Annotated in this window: 18 protein-coding genes and 1 other RNA gene; 5 read left to right on the forward strand and 14 right to left on the reverse strand. The window is 54.0% G+C overall.

Translation table 11 applies throughout. The features are described from left to right. Positions 1–9: 9 nt before the first annotated feature. The 5 genes from ACXAGA_RS14970 to acuI all read right to left on the reverse strand — a co-directional run bounded on the left by ACXAGA_RS14970 (position 10) and on the right by acuI (position 5,339). Complete coding sequence (locus ACXAGA_RS14970; protein WP_475118278.1) at positions 10–1,101, reverse strand: NUDIX domain-containing protein; 1,092 nt, start codon at positions 1,099–1,101, stop codon at positions 10–12. Between the two features lie 2 nt (positions 1,102–1,103). Further along, positions 1,104–1,544, reverse strand: coding sequence for a TrgA family protein (locus tag ACXAGA_RS14975; RefSeq protein ID WP_475118279.1), 441 nt, complete (start codon positions 1,542–1,544; stop codon positions 1,104–1,106). Positions 1,545–1,576: 32 nt separating this feature from the next. After that, positions 1,577–2,785 carry a class I SAM-dependent methyltransferase gene (locus ACXAGA_RS14980; protein WP_475118280.1) on the reverse strand — a complete coding sequence of 403 codons (1,209 nt, stop codon included), beginning with the start codon at positions 2,783–2,785 and terminating at the stop codon, positions 1,577–1,579. Between the two features lie 77 nt (positions 2,786–2,862). Then, a complete protein-coding gene (locus ACXAGA_RS14985) occupies positions 2,863–4,284 on the reverse strand; it encodes a cryptochrome/photolyase family protein (RefSeq protein ID WP_475118281.1) in 1,422 nt (473 codons plus the stop codon). 65 nt (positions 4,285–4,349) lie between these two features. After that, complete coding sequence (acuI, locus tag ACXAGA_RS14990; protein ID WP_475118282.1) at positions 4,350–5,339, reverse strand: acrylyl-CoA reductase (NADPH); 990 nt, start codon at positions 5,337–5,339, stop codon at positions 4,350–4,352. A gap of 96 nt (positions 5,340–5,435) precedes the next feature. Here acuI and ssrA point away from each other — a divergent pair. After that, positions 5,436–5,785: a transfer-messenger RNA gene (ssrA, locus tag ACXAGA_RS14995) on the forward strand. Here ssrA and ACXAGA_RS15000 read toward each other — a convergent pair. Continuing rightward, positions 5,786–6,184 carry a hypothetical protein gene (locus ACXAGA_RS15000; protein WP_475118283.1) on the reverse strand — a complete coding sequence of 133 codons (399 nt, stop codon included), beginning with the start codon at positions 6,182–6,184 and terminating at the stop codon, positions 5,786–5,788. A 199-nt stretch (positions 6,185–6,383) separates the two neighbouring features. Here ACXAGA_RS15000 and ACXAGA_RS15005 point away from each other — a divergent pair, with 199 nt between their 5' ends. The 4 genes from ACXAGA_RS15005 (at position 6,384) to ACXAGA_RS15020 (ending at position 8,851) form a co-directional block, all read left to right on the forward strand. After that, positions 6,384–6,860 (forward strand): SspB family protein, encoded by a 477-nt coding sequence (locus ACXAGA_RS15005; RefSeq protein ID WP_475118284.1) that lies wholly within the window; start codon positions 6,384–6,386, stop codon positions 6,858–6,860. Positions 6,861–6,971: 111 nt separating this feature from the next. Next, positions 6,972–8,366, forward strand: a complete 1,395-nt coding sequence (gene fumC / locus ACXAGA_RS15010) for a class II fumarate hydratase (RefSeq protein ID WP_475118285.1) — start codon at positions 6,972–6,974, stop codon at positions 8,364–8,366. Between the two features lie 84 nt (positions 8,367–8,450). Further along, entirely contained in the window at positions 8,451–8,627 is a 177-nt protein-coding gene (locus ACXAGA_RS15015) for a DUF4169 family protein (protein WP_475118286.1), read from the forward strand. Further along, on the forward strand, positions 8,624–8,851 hold the full coding sequence (locus tag ACXAGA_RS15020; RefSeq protein ID WP_475118287.1) for a ribbon-helix-helix domain-containing protein: 228 nt from the start codon (positions 8,624–8,626) through the stop codon (positions 8,849–8,851). Before ACXAGA_RS15015 ends, ACXAGA_RS15020 begins: the two co-directional genes overlap by 4 nt. Here the strand turns inward: ACXAGA_RS15020 and ACXAGA_RS15025 are convergent. From ACXAGA_RS15025 to ACXAGA_RS15060, 8 genes are all read right to left on the reverse strand, one after another. After that, complete coding sequence (locus ACXAGA_RS15025; RefSeq protein ID WP_475118288.1) at positions 8,848–9,024, reverse strand: hypothetical protein; 177 nt, start codon at positions 9,022–9,024, stop codon at positions 8,848–8,850. The genes ACXAGA_RS15020 and ACXAGA_RS15025 overlap by 4 nt on opposite strands. A 115-nt stretch (positions 9,025–9,139) precedes the next feature. Then, positions 9,140–9,439 carry a hypothetical protein gene (locus ACXAGA_RS15030; protein ID WP_475118289.1) on the reverse strand — a complete coding sequence of 100 codons (300 nt, stop codon included), beginning with the start codon at positions 9,437–9,439 and terminating at the stop codon, positions 9,140–9,142. A 197-nt stretch (positions 9,440–9,636) separates the two neighbouring features. Further along, positions 9,637–11,001 carry a cytochrome P450 gene (locus ACXAGA_RS15035; RefSeq protein WP_475118290.1) on the reverse strand — a complete coding sequence of 455 codons (1,365 nt, stop codon included), beginning with the start codon at positions 10,999–11,001 and terminating at the stop codon, positions 9,637–9,639. Further along, entirely contained in the window at positions 10,998–12,212 is a 1,215-nt protein-coding gene (locus tag ACXAGA_RS15040) for a hypothetical protein (RefSeq protein WP_475118291.1), read from the reverse strand. The genes ACXAGA_RS15035 and ACXAGA_RS15040 overlap by 4 nt, the downstream gene beginning before the upstream one ends. A gap of 64 nt (positions 12,213–12,276) precedes the next feature. Next, a complete protein-coding gene (locus ACXAGA_RS15045) occupies positions 12,277–13,035 on the reverse strand; it encodes a cytochrome c biogenesis protein CcdA (RefSeq protein ID WP_475118394.1) in 759 nt (252 codons plus the stop codon). 145 nt (positions 13,036–13,180) lie between these two features. Beyond that, positions 13,181–16,060 (reverse strand): Rne/Rng family ribonuclease, encoded by a 2,880-nt coding sequence (locus ACXAGA_RS15050; protein WP_475118292.1) that lies wholly within the window; start codon positions 16,058–16,060, stop codon positions 13,181–13,183. A 430-nt stretch (positions 16,061–16,490) separates the two neighbouring features. After that, positions 16,491–17,102, reverse strand: coding sequence for a hypothetical protein (locus tag ACXAGA_RS15055; protein WP_475118293.1), 612 nt, complete (start codon positions 17,100–17,102; stop codon positions 16,491–16,493). Between the two features lie 67 nt (positions 17,103–17,169). Beyond that, positions 17,170–18,501 carry a sigma-54-dependent transcriptional regulator gene (locus tag ACXAGA_RS15060; protein WP_086450592.1) on the reverse strand — a complete coding sequence of 444 codons (1,332 nt, stop codon included), beginning with the start codon at positions 18,499–18,501 and terminating at the stop codon, positions 17,170–17,172. Position 18,502: the final 1 nt, after the last annotated feature.

Consider the following 18,502-nt stretch of genomic DNA (forward strand, 5'->3'; position numbering starts at 1 on the left):
GCGCAGAACTCAAGCTGGAGAGCCCAAGTTCCCCCTATTTCGGTCAACCCAGTATATCATAGTGATCAAAGGCAGAATGTTGATTTCGCCTGTGTCGATCAATTCCAGCGCATGTTCGCGATCCACAAGGTGAACGCGAATATCTTCCGCCTCGGAATCCAGACCTCCGAACCCCTTTAGCGTGTCAGGCAGATCACAAATCGCGGCATAGGCGTAATATTGTTCGGTTGAATTGCCGGGGCTGGGGTATGCCGCGAACATCGGCCGCAAATCAGTGACGGCTAGGTTCGCTTCTTCCTCTGCTTCGCGGCGCGCGGCGTTTTCTGGGGTTTCTTCGGCGTCGATGATCCCCGCAACGGGTTCAATCGCCCAAGGGTTTGCATCCCCGCGCAAAAACGGGCCAACCCGAAACTGTTCAACCAACAAAAAACGGTCCCGTTTGGGATCATATGGCAGCACAAGCGCCGCATCAAAGGCAACAATCGCTTCTCTTGGTAGGTCAGCCGAAGTTTTTCCGTCAAACCGTTCATGCGCCAAAGTCACGCGTCGGTATTTAAAAAAATCACCGTCCAGCGCAGTCAGCTGTTTTTCGACAGCAAACCCAGCAGACCGCCGCAACGTTGCCGGTACAGTGGATTGCGACGCACGGGCACGCGAACAGGCACGCGCCCGAATTTGGGGCCAGCGCAGAACGATCTGTTCCGCAGACAGCGGCGGATTATGGGCGTAGATTTCGGCGGCCGCCGCGCGGCTGACAATCGCATCCGTTGCCTGCCAGCGTTCAAATGACCACGCATCGCCGCTACTGACGATATCATCGTTCGGCCAATAGACCGTGACGCCGTTACCCACATCACGCGGGAAATACCCCCACGGCCGTTCGTACCGATCCAGCCGACCGATCTGTTCGGGTGTTAAATCCGTCCACAAAACGCCAACCGCAACGGCATCAGGGTCAGGCACCAACATCGGCACCTCGTGACCGGCGATGCGATCAACGCGATATCCTGTTAATTCATAGGGTTCCGATACCCCGCCCTTACCCGCGACGGTTCGGAATAACTCTGGATCTCGTAACGATCCGAATAGAAATAACTTCATTTTTAATCTGCAAAACGTGACACAATTTCAGCCACCAGTGATGCAATGATAACGCCGACGATCAAGGTCATTCCAACAATCGGCGTAAACAATTTGGCACCCAGATCAATCGCGATGCCCACAGCGCCGGTCAACGCGTCGACTGGGCCGTCATACCGCATGTCATAGGCGCGTTCTAACATCACATCAAACCCATGCGTCAGCAGGATCGCAGCAACCGTTACGACAATCGCGGAAATGCCGGTGCTAATTGCGATAACGATCCCATTACCAGCACGCCCGCCCACAATTTTCCAACCAAACAAAGCGCCATACGCCATGTTGATTTGCATAAACCACCGCGGCGGTTGGGACGGTTCGAACAAAGGCAAAACCATATCGGTTACAACGTACATCAACGCGGCCATAGCAACCGCTGCGACCAATTTTGCAAATGTTGGCATTCCACCGTCCCGTTCCTGCGGAGCAAGGACACTTAGGCGGGTCGCTGCACCGTTATCTGCGTTACATCGCAGTTACCGCTATGAAATGTGCTCGCGCAAGAGGTTAGATACATATTCCACATATGCCTAAACCTTGTGTCGAACCCCATTTGGGCGACTTCATCCCATTTTTCATTAAAAGTATCGTACCAGCGACGCAAAGTCTGGCTATAGCTTTCGCCAAATTCGATGGACCCGACCACATTCATCCCCGCGCTGTTTACCTGTTCGCGCAGCACTTTGGGGCTGGGCAACATACCACCTGGGAAAATGTATTTCTGAATGAAATCAACGCCCTTGCGGTACAACTCAAACCGATGGTCCTGAACGGTGATAATCTGCAAAGTCGCATTTTTACCCGGGCGCAGGCATTTTTTGACGGTGTTGAAATAGGTTGGCCAATATTTTTCGCCGACCGCTTCGAACATTTCGATGCTGGCGATGCCGTCGTATTGGCCTTTTTCGTCGCGGTAATCCTGCATTTTAAACGTCACGCGGTCAGACAGACCTGCATCTGCAATGCGTTTGGTCGCATAATCGAACTGTTCACGGCTGATCGTCAGGCCAGTGACGCGCAGCCCGCGTTCTTTGGCAGCGTATTCCGCGAAACCGCCCCAACCACAGCCGATTTCCAGCACGTGATCGCCCGGTTTCACGTCCATCTGATCAACCATGGCTTTGTATTTGGCGGTCTGCGCATCCTCTAGTGACATCTGCGGTTCGGAATACAACGCCGATGAATATGTCATACTAGGATCGAGCCATAAGCCATAGAAATCATTACCCAAATCGTAATGATAGCTGATGTTTTTCTTGGCCTGACGTTTGGTGTTGGATTGCAGCCAAAACCGTAGTTTTTCATAGGCCCGCACCAAAGTTTGCCCTGGGAAGCCATCGAAAACTTCGTCCGATGCGTCGTGGACGAAATCCATAAATGCCATCAGATCCGGCGTGGACCACCATTCATCCATGTAGGCTTCCATGAACCCCAGATCGCCTTCGCGGATCAGGCGCGCAAAGATATCGGCGTTATGGACATGTAGTTCGGTCACATAGCCTGCGTTTGGACCTTCGGCGCGGAACCTGCGACCATCGGGCAGTATTATATCGATCCTTCCCCGTTCAATGCGTGACAGAATATCAAAAACCGGCACGAAGTAACGTGGTAGGCCAGATTGGCCATGGGTCGATGTCAGGATCATGTGACCTCCTGTTGGGGCATTTAACCGCCCTTTTTATATATTAGCCAAAAGGATACGTGTCATTGCAACCCTTGGATTTATTTTTCCCGCGCTTCATACGCCGCCAAAGCGCGCTCTCTGCCTTTAGCTAGGTCCACGATACGGTCGGGGTAGTCCATATCAACGGTCAATTCCCAGCTTTCGGGGATCGCGTCAAAATAACTAAGAGCGGTTTGCGATGGGTTACCATACCCTTCGGCAATCCACGCCGCGCGATAGTCTCCTTTTTCATCGAATTTATCCAATTGGGTTTCGGGATTAAAAATTCGGAAATACGGCGCGGCATCGGGGCCTGATCCAGCAACCCACTGCCATCCCATAGCATTCGATGCAGGGTCCCAATCGGTCAAACAATCTTCGAACCATTTTAACCCGATTTTCCAATGGACCATCAGATGTTTGGTCAAATACGACGCTACGATCATGCGCGCGCGGTTGTGCATGGTGCCTGTCACATACATCTGGCGCATGGCCGCATCGACAAAGGGTTCACCCGTTCGCCCCATTTTCCATGCTTTGACATCATCGCTGTCTTCGTCAGTGGACCACGGGAAATTATCCCATTCTTCGCGCCAGTTACGATCCAGAATTTCAGGCGTGTGATGTAGCAGATGATAGGCAAATTCGCGCCATACGATTTCTTTCAGGAAATGCTCTGCGCCCTTTGCGCCGCCCTCCATCGCGCGCCATCCTGCATGCCACATGGCCCGAGGCGCAATTTCACCGTAGGTCAGGTTTTCAGACAGGCCCGACACCGCGTCGATCGCGGGAAAGTCGCGTAGTTTTTTATAATCATCCACTTTCTGTTCGATAAAATCGTCCAGACGTCCACGTGCATTAACCTCGCCAATGCACTGATGTTGCGTGACAATTTCAGCACCGCGGCGCATATCAGCCGCAAGGTTCCAATCTGCCAATTCTTCGGTTTCTGGCCAATTTTCGGGCTTTGGCAAAGACGAAGGCGCCTGAATACATTCGGCTACCGGCAGATCACGGACGGCTTTCCACATGGGAGAGTAAACGCGGTAAAAACCGCCCGTTTTCGTTTCAACTGTCCAAGGCTCAAACAACAGATGACCGGTGTAGCTTTGAACCTCAACCCCTTGATCTTTCAGGGCAGATTTAATTTCTGTATCACGTTTTTTGCATGCAGGATCGTACAGGCGCGACCAGTAAACCGCGCAAGCGCCTGTTTCATCGATCAGAGCCTTTAGAACGTCCAGCGCATTTCCCGACCGCAAAATCAGCTGACTGCCCAGTTTTTCCAACTGCGTTTGCAAAGCCGAAATTGACTGGCCCCAGCGCATTTTAGGGGCCGCACCTGTCGCATCGACGATGTCATCGCGGATAAAAACCGGAATGACTGGACGGCCCGTTGAAACCGCCGCGTTTAACGCTTCGTGATCGGATAGACGCAAATCGCGGCGGAACCAGACGATGATGGCAGAGGTGTCAGACATAAAAACTCCCTAAATTCCTGAAATGGACTTAGGGCTTTTGTTTTGTTTTCAACCCTTTGTCCGCATCACGCATTCACATCCACCACAACGCGGCCACGGACCTGACCTTGCAAGATGTCTGCGCCCAATTTCGGCACATCAGACAGCGTTGCAGGCACGATCATCGTTTCCAACTTGTCCATAGGCAGGTCAGAGGCGATGCGGTCCCATGCGGTTTTGCGTTTTTCGGTTGGATAAAGAACGCTATCGATACCCAACAGGTTTACGCCGCGCAGCAGAAAAGGGATCACTTTTGCAGGCAAATCAGCACCGCCAGCCAAACCAACCGCGGCGACGCTGCCCCCGTATTTCATTTGGCCCAAAACTCGGGCCAACATTGGGCCCCCAACGGCATCAATACAGCCCGCCCACATTTCGCTTTCCAATGGGCGTTTGGTGACCTCGGCCACTTCGGCGCGGTCAACAATGCGCGTTACCCCCAGATCGCGCAGGTAATCTGCGGTTTCGGGGCGGCCCGTGACGCCAGCAACCTGATACCCGCAATTGGCCAGAATCGACGTCGCCACCGACCCCACGCCGCCCGACGCACCAGTTACTAAAACTTCGCCTTTTTCGGGGGTTAGACCATGATCCTCTAGCGCTAAGATCGCGATCATAGCGGTAAACCCTGCGGTGCCGACCGCCATCGCCTGACGCGCTGTCAAACCATCGGGCAATGGCACCAGCCAATCGGCTTTGACGCGCGCCTTTTGCGCATAGCCGCCCCAGTGCGCTTCGCCGACGCGCCAACCGGTCAATACAACCTTATCGCCAGCCTTGTAGCGCGGGTCGCTGCTGTCTTCGACAGTTCCCGCAAAATCGATACCCGGAACATGCGGGTAATTGCGAACCAGACCGCCGCCCGGCCCCACACATAAACCGTCTTTGTAGTTCAATGTCGAATATTCAACAGAAACCAAAACGTCGCCTTCGGGCAGGTCGTTGATTTCCAATCCTTTCACAGCGGCATGAGTTTTACCGTCTTCGTCTTTTTCCACGACCAAAGCGTTGAACATCTGCATCCTCCATTCAGATAATTCGACATGTATTGCCACGCTGTAATGGGACAAGTGAGATGTCAAATGATAGCTATCCAGATGGCGCCTGAATTTGCCCTTGAAGCCAGCAACATCGCTGCCTATATCAACAGTGTCCCTTCGGGGACTATGGACATAAACGCGCTCGTAATAAGCGGATCGGACCCGGGGGCGGTACCCGGCGGCTCCACCATATATCCTTCATTTGGGGATCATGGGGCCGAAACAGGATCGACGAACGTGTAAAGGTGTTGCTTTGTCTCGGTGAGATACCACCGTTATCGGTTCAAACTGTACAATTGCAAATGACAATCGTGCTCCGGTAGCAATGGCTGCTTAAGCAGTCGGAGTTTCCGAAACTTAAGTCCTAGCGCCTAGCCGCGTTAGGCGGGGTTCGAAGGTACCTGGCAACAGAAACCTTCACTTCATCCCCGCAGGCTTGGACAATAATTGATGGACGTCGTTCCCATAACGCGACCTATTTCTGCTGGTCTCCAGATGATTTCGATTTCAGCGCCATCATAAATCAATTCGCGCAAGTCCCGATAATTGCAAACGATCGCTTTGATCGTATCGGGCAGATCAGGCGCTGAACGCACCGTGATTTTCAACGTGTTGCCCACAGTTTGAACGCTGTGCACCTCTGCGGTGTTGTCCCATGGCAGATGGCCGTCCGATTCAAATTCCGACCCGATGGATGTCAAATTATCCGCCATGCGTTCCGCAGGGCTACGGCTATCCCCCACCATTCCTAGCGCGGATAACGTGAAATACACCACCACAGCGGTTACGGCGAATGCCAATCCGATCAAGACTTTACCCATATCAACGCCCTATTTTCTGCAATTGCAGCATGATCGGTGCAAATTTTGTACCAGAGTCTTTCTGTACTTGCGGTGCAACATGCCCTTTGGCAAAAAGCGACCAACGATAATCCAGTCTACCACACCCTAGAAAGATAGCCTCTTTTCTAGAACTTAAAATATCGTATGGTGGATATAGGGGACCCAGAAAGGACAGACCGTGAGCCAGAAAATCGACTATGGCAACCTAATGCACGAGGCTATGCGCGGCCTGATTCAAAAGGTTCTGACGCGCGTCGCTGAAAACGGCCTGCCTGGTAAACATCATTTCTTTATCACCTTTGATACGATGCACCCAGACGTCGAACTGGCCGACTGGCTGTCTGATCGTTATCCGGGTGAAATGACGGTCGTGTTGGAACACTGGTTTGAAAATCTGACCGTGAATGACGATGGTTTTGCAGTCACCCTATCGTTTGGCGACAATCCAGAACCGATTTATGTGCCTTACGACGCGATCCGCACGTTTGTAGACCCATCTGTTGAATTCGGACTGCGTTTCGAAACCCAAGACGACGACTTTGACGACGACGATCTGGACGACGAAGACGAAGCGCCGATGGTCGAAATGGCCGAACCTGAAGACGAGCCGCGCAAAGAGGCAGAAGTCGTCAGTCTGGACAAATTCCGTAAGTAAGCAAAATTTATCGACTGTTAGCGGTCTCATTGCGGTATGCAGCGGTATACCGCATTGATTTCGCGCGTCGATGCGGTATGACACTCTCAATCACAACTCGGAGTGTTCATAATGACCGCAACCCGCACCGAAACGGACAGCTTTGGCCCGCTAGAGGTTCCTGCAGATAAATACTGGGGCGCACAGACCCAGCGTTCGATCATCAACTTCCCTATCGGCTGGGAAAAACAGCCTGTGCCGATCGTGCGCGCATTGGGCGTTGTGAAAAAAGCATGTGCCATGGCCAACAAAGAGCTGGGCAACATGGACGCGGAAATCGCGGACGCGATCATCGCAGCAGCAGGCGAAGTCATCGAAGGCAAATTCGACGACAACTTCCCTCTGGTTGTTTGGCAGACGGGTTCCGGCACGCAGTCGAACATGAACTCGAACGAAGTTATTTCGAACCGCGCTATCGAAATGCTGGGCGGCGAAATGGGTTCGAAAAAACCTGTGCACCCGAACGATCACTGCAACATGGGTCAGTCGTCGAACGACACATTCCCAACCGCAATGCACGTTGCAATCGGCATGCTGGCGCGTGACGTTCTGTTGCCTGGCCTGAACAAACTGCTGGCCGCGCTAGAAGAAAAAGCAGAAAATTTCAAAGACATCATCAAAATTGGCCGTACCCACACACAGGATGCGACGCCTCTGACCTTGGGTCAGGAATTTGGTGGTTACGCGCATCAGGTCCGCATGGGCATCCAGCGCGTTGAAATGTGCCTGCCTGCGATCTACGAACTGGCCCAAGGCGGCACCGCTGTTGGAACCGGTCTGAACACCCAAAAAGGCTGGGCCGAAATGGTCGCGAAAAACATGGCAGAGATCACCGACCTGCCATTCGTCACCGCGCCAAACAAATTCGAAGCATTGGCAGCGCATGACGCGATGGTCATGTTCTCGGGTGCGTTGAAAACGGTTGCGGCGTCGCTGTTCAAAATCGCAAACGACATCCGCCTGCTGGGTTCGGGCCCACGCTGCGGTCTGGGCGAACTGATCCTGCCTGAAAACGAACCAGGTTCGTCCATCATGCCAGGCAAAGTGAACCCAACCCAAGCCGAAGCGCTGACCATGGTGTGCGCCCACGTCATGGGCAACGACGCAGCCGTTGGTTTCGCAGGTTCCCAAGGTCACTTTGAACTGAACGTCTACAACCCGATGATGTCGTACAACGTGCTGCAATCCATGCAGCTGCTGGGCGATTCCGCATCGGCGTTCACTGACAACATGGTTGTGGGCATCAAAGCGAACGAAGTGCGCATCGAAAAACTGCTGCATGAATCGCTGATGCTGGTGACTGCTTTGGCGCCGACCATCGGTTACGACAACGCAACCACCGTTGCGAAAACTGCGCACAAAAACGGCACCACCCTGAAAGAAGAAGCCATCAAACTGGGCTTTGTGGATGAAGCAACATTCGACGCGGTTGTGCGTCCTGAACAGATGATTGGTCCAAAAGGCTAATCCATCTGAACCTGTTAGAAAGGCCGCCCCATTCGGGCGGCCTTTTTCGTTGCGCTGCGCCCTGCCCGACCGTAAATTTGCACCATGTCAAACGTCACAAACCTAAACCAGTTTCGCAAACAAAAAGCCCGCGCAGACAAACGCGCGCAGGGCGATGTCAATTCTGCGAAATTCGGACGCACCAAGGCGCAAAAACAGGCCGAAGACCGCGACGCCGACCGCGCGAAATCGCACCTAGATCAGCATAAAATCGACGAATGACCGGCCGTCCTGTCAAACATAGCCTGACCCTGCATGGGCACCGCACATCGGTGAGCCTTGAGGCGCCGTTTTGGGATGCCTTTGTAAAAATCGCAGCGGATCAAGGTAAACCAATCAATGCTTTGGCAGCCGAAGTCGATGCAGACCGCGGCACCGATGCGGGCCTTGCCTCTGCTATTCGGGTGTTTGTGCTACGTCATTTGCAAAACCAGATCAGCCGCTAAACCGCTGGTTCGTCGTACAACGCGTGCCGCAGTCGTGCGTTATCTTCGATCTCGGACCTTTCAGCCGCCGTTAACGGCGCAGGCCGGACGAGCGGAATAACGTTGTCGGATTCACATTCGACCAATTCTGCGATCTTTGGTTTTTTAAAGAATTCCAAGATAAAGTTTAGCATCTCAACGCCTTTCGATCGCTTCGATGTTAACGATTTGGACAGAAGCGGCGCTATAAACCCGCGACAAACCACGTATACCACAAGGTATAAAGCCCGCCTCTGTGGACGATTGTGGCTAGGCCGCCATCGTGCCCTGCGGGGCATACAGCGCATGTCGCAACATCGCCGTGATCTGCATTTCTTCGCGTTCTAGATCGGTATATTTGTCCGACGCGCTATCCTTCGCGGCACGTGACAAATCGTTTTGAAACAATGCTTCGATTTCATCGCGCGACAGCGTTTGAACAGGCTCTTGTTCGTTCACGATACGGATCCCAGCATAGCCCCACGATGGCACAGCCACGCGAAAGGTTGAGGTCGATTCAGAATCGTTGGCAGACGATCCGGTCATCATTTTCATAACTGTTCTAATCATTACGTATCCCCCAAGGTTACGGGATTTAGATATGAACAGAGCCGCGTTCATACAATTGTCACAGAACGGGGAATAAACAGCGCCAAAAATCAAAATGGCTAAAATGAGGCAATTTTATGTCAACAAGTATCTGATTTTATTAGAATAAAAATTTTGAACAAATAGGTTCGTTCTAAAACTGCTAACGTAAGGTAAAATCAGGAATTGTCGGTCCGTTTGCGGATTTTCAACCAAATTCCGTCCTTAGACCGAACTGTCAGATGGGCAACCGGAACCGGAATCAGGTCTGGCACAGGTTCGAATTCAAAGGCACGCACCAGCATAGACAGCAACAGAACGCCTTCGGCCATGGCGAAACCCGCGCCGGTGCAAACACGCGGTCCGGCTGAAAATGGAATATAGGCTTCTCTTTGGCAGGATTTACCGTTCTCGGTTTCCCAGCGCGTTGGGTCAAAACCATCTGGATTATCCCACATACGGCTATGACGGTGCAGATGCCACGGCGATAGAACGATCTGGGATTTGGGTTTCACAGTGCGGTCGCGGAAATGTTCTGAGCAGGTCGCCTCGCGCACCATCATCGGAACAGGCGGATACAGACGAAGCGTTTCGCGAAACACATCACGGCACAGTTTCAGACGGGATAGAACAGCGAAATCAGGTTCGGAAATTGCTGTGGCCTCTTGCGCGATGGCGGTTTGCCATTCGCGGTTGGTCGCCAATAAATACAGCCCCCACGCCAATGCGGACGCACTGGTTTCATGTCCCGCAAGGAAAAAGATCGCGACCTGATCCACCATTTCATCAGGGGCAAACTTTTCGCCCGTAACGGGGTCTGTCGTCGTCATGATTTTGGTGGCCAGATCGTCTGGCGCGGTCCCCGCATCAATCTGCGTTTGCCGTTCGGCCACCAACCCCGAAATCAACGCACGTATGGTTTGCGCGGTCTGTTTCGTTTCGGATTTGAACATGCGAGGAAACCAACGCGGCACGGGAACGAATGCGGCCACATTCAAAATCGGTTGGGTCCGCTGGTGCGCTTTGAATTCGGCAAACACTTTGGATGCCGTTTCATGTTCGATTGGGATGGAAAACAGCGTGCGGAAAATCACATCCGCTGCAACGTGACTGGCGATCTCTTCGATCTCGACCTGTTCGCCATCATGACGGGACAAACGGTCCACGGCCGCCAAAGCGGCATCAAACATCGCAGGGAAAACATCGCGCAATCGACCACCTTCGAATGCAGGATCAATAATCCGACGTTGCTGTTTCCAGTGGTCACCGTTGGTCAAAAACACCGAATTGCCTAACAACGGGCGAAGGCCTTCGCCGATGCGTTCACTTTTGGGAAAATCATCAGGCCGGTCGCGCAGAACTGAGCGTATCAACGCAGGATCGTTGCACAGATAGCTGCGGAAAAACGGCGTTTTGAATTCGGCCATCCACGCCCGATACAATCGTTCGGGTTGCGCAGACAGGATGTCCTGACGAAACAACCGCAGATATTGGAACAGCGAAACGCGATCACGTCTGGATTTCGGTTTAGGCGGCGTCGTCATGGCGCAACCGACGTGTAACGTGATGCTGGCGTTTCTTTGCGACTGCGCGACGGCGGACGGTCTGCATATCGTTCGCGCAGCGTGATCGGACCCGCCGTAATCTGGAAATAGTCATAATCTTTGGGCTGATCGAAGGCGCAGAGATACTGGAAATGCAGCCGAAAGAATTTCCAACGCAGTTCTTTCCAACGCTTTGCCGACAACGATTGCGTAAAGGCCGCGGACATAACCAATGGCCATTTTTTGTCCTGCGGCGCAACGCCCGTGACGCTGACCGGATCACACAGCGCAAAGGCACATCCATCCCCCGGAGCCGTCACATCGACCCATGCGATTTGGTCCTGTCCCGCCATAAATTCCAAATCTGCACGCAAACGCCATGCGTCGCGCAGGAAACTGACCATCGGGATCACCTGCCCCAGCGACAAAAACGCGACTGGCGTTCCGTGCAGGCGATTGTCCCGCAATAGATCCGCCAAAATCGACACCGACAAATGCGCACCAGACGAATGGCCCACGACCAGTATTTCGTCATAGCCTTGCTGTTGGGCGGCGATAATCGCCTCTGCAAATTCGGCCATGCGTTTTTCCAACTGGGGCGGATTGGCACCGCGCCAACGTGCCGAATAGGCGTAATCATGCATCAGGTAATAGGCGAATAATTTGCCATCGATGGATTTGAACCAACGCAGCACCACACCGACAGTCGCGGCAAAGACGACAATCGCAGCGCCATTCCCCACAATGCCGCCCACCACATGGGATGGGATCGCCGCCACGCCAACGCCCAAGCCGATCGCCACGGCCAGTTGCAGCAACAACATACCCACCGGATACAAGGCCGCGATAACCGGACCTTTGCGCAAACGCATAAGCCGAAACAAAGCGCCCGTCGCGATGTATTCATACGCCGTGCGTAGCAATTGCGCATAGGTCGCGGGGATGGTTTGCGACATGCTGCTGCGCACAATGTCTGACCAAACCAGAACTTCGATATCGGCTTGTGTTGCGCAGCCATCGATATCTGCGGTTACATGCCAGCCATAACCGCCCTTGCCGGATTTTGCCGTTTGCGAAATGTCATAGCCGGAAATCTGCGCCTGATCGGCGGATTCACGGCGGTACAATTCGCGGTAGCGACGCGGATGGATCGGGTCATATCCCGGCACATAAAAAACTTTGCGCCGTTTCACTGTCTGCGAACCTGTCATCACCCTACGCCAAATTATGCGTTCTGATCATCAGGTTAGCGTGATTGATCCCAGAACGATAGCCCTAGCCGATTTTGGCCAGAAACGGGAACGTGGACAAGAGCCAGTTTGACATAACCGTGAATTGCCCCGTCAGCAGCAAAACGCCCACGATGATCAAAAACACGCCAGACGTTTTTTCAATCACACCCATATGGCGTTTCATCCAGTTCATCAGCCCCTTCAGCCGAGAGAAGTAGATCGCCACCACTAGAAACGGAATACCAAGCCCCGCCGCATAGGTGCCCAGCAACACCGCTCCGCGGGCTGCGTTCGCCTCTTGTGCGGCCAGCGATAGGATCGCCGATAAAATCGGTCCCAAACATGGCGTCCACCCAAAGGCAAAGGCCAACCCCAAAACATAGGCGCCCACCGCAGAGCCGCCCTGATCGCGGACGTCGAAACGCGCTTCTTTCATCAGGAACGCAAACCGAAAGACGCCCATAAAATGCAGGCCAAAAATGATGACGATGACGCCAGCGATGTAGTTAATCCATTCGATCACAGACCAATACATCTTGCCTATGATCGACATGCTATAGCCCAGAAAGATGAACACCGTTGACAGGCCCAGCACGAAAAAGACCGCTGCCAGAACAACGCGGCCCCGCGCGCGGCTTTCTCCGGCGTCCATTTCAGACACGGTGACGCCGCCCATATAGGCAAGATACGGCGCGGCGACGGGCAAAACACATGGGCTAAGGAATGACAGCAGCCCTGCAATCAACGCCACGGACATCGCGGCCCACAGGCTGGCATCCATAACAAATTCAGTTGAAAACAGCTCGCCCATATCGGTTCCTTTGTTTCGTCTGATCTGAAATAGCGCGCCGCGCGCCAAAGGTCATCCCAAATGACTGCGCAACGTCGTCACAGTTTGGCGATGGAATGAAAGAAAAGGCCGCCCCATCGGGACGGCCTTTTGTCTATTAGCCTAGCGACCACCAGCCGCGTCTTTTGGGCTGTTCAGGCTCGGGCTTTGCTTGTTCTTCGGCCTCGACCGTTTCAACGGCGACGACTTCACCTTGCGTTGGCTCTGGCCCCGCGCCGACCGGTGCGGTGGTGTCCGAAGGCGCCTCGACCGGTTCCGGGCTTGCCACGTCCACCGGCTCTGGTTTTACCTCAGGCGCGGTCTCTTCGGTTTCAGTCGGCTCTAGAGCTGCCTCTGACACCGCGGCTGAATCGCCCTCTACCGTTCCTTCAACAACTTCTGTTGCCTTTGGCGCTGGTTTCTTGCGGGTACGGGTCCGTTTGGGCTTGGGCGCCTCTTCAGCCTTATCGGAGTCCTCCGCTGCGGCTTCGGTTGGCTTTTCGGCCTCAGGCTCTTTCTTTTTACGCGTACGAGTCCGCTTGGGCTTGGGCGCTTCTGCCTCTTCCGCTGGTGCAGCTTCTTCGGTCGCAGCCTCGCCTTCGGCCTCAGCGGCTGGCTCGGCCTTTTTGCGGCGCGTATAGGTGCGTTTTTTCGGCTTTGGCGCGTCCTCGGTTTCGGTCTCGGCTTCTACCGCAGGCGCATCCTTTGCGGGCTCTTCCTCGGCTGGTTTCTCAGCCTCGGCATCGCCTTCGGACGCAGGTTCAGCATTTTCATCCGACTCGTTTTCCGATGAACCCTCGGTTGCTTCGCCTTCGCCATTGGTTGGCTTTTTCCGACGACGACGACGACGACGGCGCTTCTTGGGCTTGTCGTCTTCGCTCTCTTCGGCTTCGACTTTGTTTTCTTCGTCCTCGGTCACATCCACATCATCATCTTCGTCGATGACAACGCTTGCTACCGACACAACCGGCGCAGCAGCAGGGACGATGCGAGTCGCCGTTTTGAATTTTTCGACTTCGAAATCAGGCGACACTTTGGTCGGGTCACATTCGATGCTGACGGCCATGCCGTAAGTCGATTCAATCTGTGCAATGTGTTCGCGTTTTTGGTTCATCAAGAAGTTTGCGATCGCAATCGGCGCTTTGACCAGCACCTCTTTCGAACGGCCGCGAACGCCTTCTTCTTCCAGTTGGCGCAAGATCGACAAAGCGACGTTGTCATCCGAACGCAACAGACCCGTGCCATGGCAATGCGGACAAGGCTGCGTGGTCGCCTCGATCATGCCTGGGCGCAGACGCTGACGGGACATTTCCATCAGACCAAAGCCGGAAATGCGACCCACCTGAATTCGGGCGCGGTCGGTTTTCAGCTTTTCTTTCATCCGTTTTTCAACGGCTGTGTTGTTCTTGCGTTCGTCCATATCGATGAAATCGATGACGATCAGACCAGCCAAATCGCGCAGACGCAACTGGCGAGCAACTTCGTCGGCGGCTTCTAGGTTGGTTTTCAACGCTGTCTGTTCAATCGACCCTTCTTTGGTCGCACGGCCAGAGTTGACGTCAACCGCAACCAACGCTTCGGTCACGCCGATCACGATGTAACCGCCCGACGGCAGTTGAACGACTGGATTGAACATACCAGCCAGATAGCCTTCGACCTGATAGCGGGCGAATAGCGGTAGCTGGTCGGCGTAGAATTTCACATTTTTCGAATGGGACGGCATGATCATTTTCATGAAGTCCTTGGCGGTGCGATAACCGCCCTCGCCCGCAACGATCACTTCTTCGATCTCTTTGGAATACAGATCGCGAATGGTGCGTTTGATCAGATCGCCTTCTTCGTAAATCTTGGCCGGAGCCGCCGATTTAAGTGTCAGTTCGCGGATCTGTTCCCACAGACGTTGCAGATATTCGTAGTCGCGTTTGATCTCGGCTTTGGTCCGCTGGGACCCCGCCGTGCGGATGATCAGGCCTGCGCCATCTGGCACATCCATTTCATTCGCGATCTCTTTTAGTTTTTTGCGGTCAGCGGCGTTGGTGATTTTGCGGCTGATCCCACCACCACGTGCGGTGTTTGGCATCAAGACACAGTAACGACCTGCCAGCGACAAATAGGTGGTCAGCGCAGCGCCTTTGTTGCCGCGCTCTTCTTTGACGACCTGAACCAACAGGACCTGACGGACCTTGATGACTTCTTGGATTTTGTAACGCTTTGGACGCGGTTTACGTGCTGGACGAACCTCTTCGGAATCGTCTTCGTCAGCGACCGATTCAATACCGTCATCTTCGTCGGCATCATCATCGCTGTCGTCGTCACCCGACGCGTCATCGCTGTCGTCAGCGTCCGCATCAGCGGCTTCTTCCTCGGCGGTTTCCGCTTCGGTTTCGGCGACGTCTGCTTCTGGCGCTGGGGCGTCTTCGGCCTCAACAGGGGCGTCTTCAGTCACGGCTTCTTCAGCAACAGGTTCGGCGACTGGCGCTTCTGTTGTGTCTGCCTCTGGTGCTTCGACTGTTTCCGCAGTCGCCGCATCGTCGTGATTATCTTCCTCATCGCCCAAATCGATGGTTTCCATGCCTTTTGGTTCGGCATCGACCTCTTTGGTTGCGACCGGATCGTTCGATTTCGCAGCAGCCGCTTTGGACCGCGACCGACGACGGCGCGATACCTTTTTGGGCTTTTCTTCTTCGTCCTCAGCAGCAAGGCTTTCGGCGTATGCCTTTTCCTCTGCGATCAGCGCTTCGCGATCGGCGACTGGGATTTGGTAGTAATCCGGATGAATCTCGGAAAACGCCAAGAAACCATGACGATTACCGCCATAGTCTACGAACGCCGCTTGAAGCGACGGTTCGACGCGCGTTACTTTTGCGAGATAAATATTACCAGCAAGCTGGCGTTTGGATTGGCTCTCAAAGTCGAATTCCTCTACTTTGTTGCCGTCCACCACTACGACGCGGGTTTCTTCCGCGTGAGTGGCATCGATTAGCATCTTCTTTGCCATGGGTTCCATATGCACATGCAAAACGGCCCGCCCGCCCCGGAGGAGCGGTGGTTGCCTTTTGGATGTGTCTGTCATTGGCGATCGTCATGCGGCAGGCAAAGAGGCCCCCGAGGGCCGTCATTTTGTTGCCTGTGTCCAGCACGCGTTGCATCGCGGTTCTTCCTTAGCGCCGACCCTTTCGGGGGCGCCCGTTACACGCCCGGCGCGTCCGATAAACTCGCGCTGCCTGGGCAATTCTGCGGCCCATTATCGGGCCCGATCAACTCTGTCGGAGGCCGAGTCGTTTAACCCAAATGCCTGAGACAGTGAAACTTTCCGGAGGTCGGCCGCGCCAATGCGGACGCCATCACGTTCTACTATCTAATAGCGGCTGGGGATAAATTACAATGGATAAGTTTCAGTTTGCCCAAATGAACTGAAAAACCAGCCATTATGGCGTAGCAAATGCACCTGCACAGATGATGTTATTGCCTTCGCAATCGAACGCACCAACAGTGCCGTCAGCGCCAAACAAACCTTCGACAAACCCGGACGCTTCATAGTTTGCGTCGCTGTACACAACGCTCCCCGATAACGTGCCATTATTCACATAGCCGTCCATCGCAATCAGTGCATTGTTTGATGTTGCGGTAAAGCTTTGATCATCAAAATCCACGGTGACGGTTACGGCGCCAACGACTTCGTTGTATTCCCAATCCGACGGTGATGACGACTGATATGCGCCTGTCACAACGTACATGCCGTAAATCGCTGATTGAGACATGGTGCCTGATGTCGGGGTCGTCCCAACATCCGTATCGTCCATATATCCAGCAACAGCAAAAACGCCGCGATCACCGCCCATAGTCGCGGGATCTGCCCAGCCATAACCATAGGCGGCAGCAGCCGCGCCATCGTATTCCAGAACCTTGGTTTCAGCGATTTCGTTAATCAGAAAACTGCCGTCAGGCTGCGGCTCTTCTATGCTTCCGCCGAAATACAACCGTTCGCCCCCGCCACAGGCCATCAGAAAAACAAACGGTGCAAATCCCAAAAAACGCATAAAGCCCCCAACACAATCCAGAACAGATCAAAATCAGGGGCTTTAAACTAAAGGATGACACGTCCTGTCAAAGGTAATCGGATCTCTGCAGGCCGTATTTCGCCATTTTTTCGTTCAAGGTTCGACGCGGCAAACACAGTTCATCCATGACCGATACGATCGATCCCTTGTGGCGGCGCATTGTGTTGTCGATCAACATCCGCTCAAACGCCTCGACGAACTCTTTCAGCGGTTTGCCTTCGGTCGTCATGGTTGGCGCGTGTTCTTCGGTGTCGGACATCAACAGTGATGCGATGGTGCCAGACCCGCGGCGCGATTGCAGAACGGCGCGTTCGGCCACATTGATCAACTGACGGACGTTACCCGGCCACGGCGCTTGCAACAGCTGGGCCGCCTCTTGCGCGGACACTTTGGGCGCGTCGCAGCCGTATTCGTCAGCGAATTGATCACTATAGGATGTGAACAGGGTCAAAATATCTTCGCCCCGCGCGCGCAAAGGCGGAGCCGTCAGGCGAAGGGCCGCTAGGCGATAGAACAAATCGGCGCGCAATTCGCTTTCGCAGGTTTTGTCCTGCTCTTGCAGGTTACAAATCGCAATGATCCGCGTCTCTGACGGTGTACCCTGTTCATTGATCGCGGTCATCAGGCGTGACTGCTGCGCGGCCGACAAGGATTCAATGTCTTCTAGAACCAGCGTTCCGCCGCGCGCTTCTTCCATGGCTGGGATCGGTTCGTCGTCTTGGGCTGGCCCGAACAAACGGCGGTTTAGGCTGTCTTCATCAAACGCAGAACACGACAGGATGACAAACCGTTTTGACGCGCGGGCGCTGACTGCGTGCAGCGCATGAGCAATCAACGTTTTGCCGGTTCCTGTTTCACCTTCGATCAGAACGTGACCGTCAGACTGCCCCAGATCCAGAATATCTTCGCGTAGGCGTTCCATAACAGGAGACGCCCCAATCAGTTTCTGCATCAACGCGGTGCCGTCGGACAATTCTTTGCGCAAAACACGCGCGTCCAAGGTCATCCTACGCGATGCCGTGGCCTTTTTGGCCAATTCGGTCATGCGGTCTGGGTTGAACGGTTTTTCCAGAAAATCAAACGCACCGATCCGCATCGCTTCGACCGCCATGGGAACATCGCCGTGACCGGTAATCATGATCACGGGGATCGAACTGTCCAACCCCTTTAGCTTTCGCAGAAATTGCATACCGTCCATGCCGGGCATGCGAATGTCACTAATCACGATCCCCGGATAATCAGGGGTCAGCGCTTTTAATGCATCTTCGGCACTGGCGAAGGTTTCCGTATCAAAGCCGGACAAGGCAAGCCATTGTCCGATTGACTGGCGCATGTCCTTTTCGTCATCGACGATGGCGATTTTCATGGCCTTACTCATA

The organism is Marivivens sp. ABH4_498 (genome assembly GCF_056160585.1).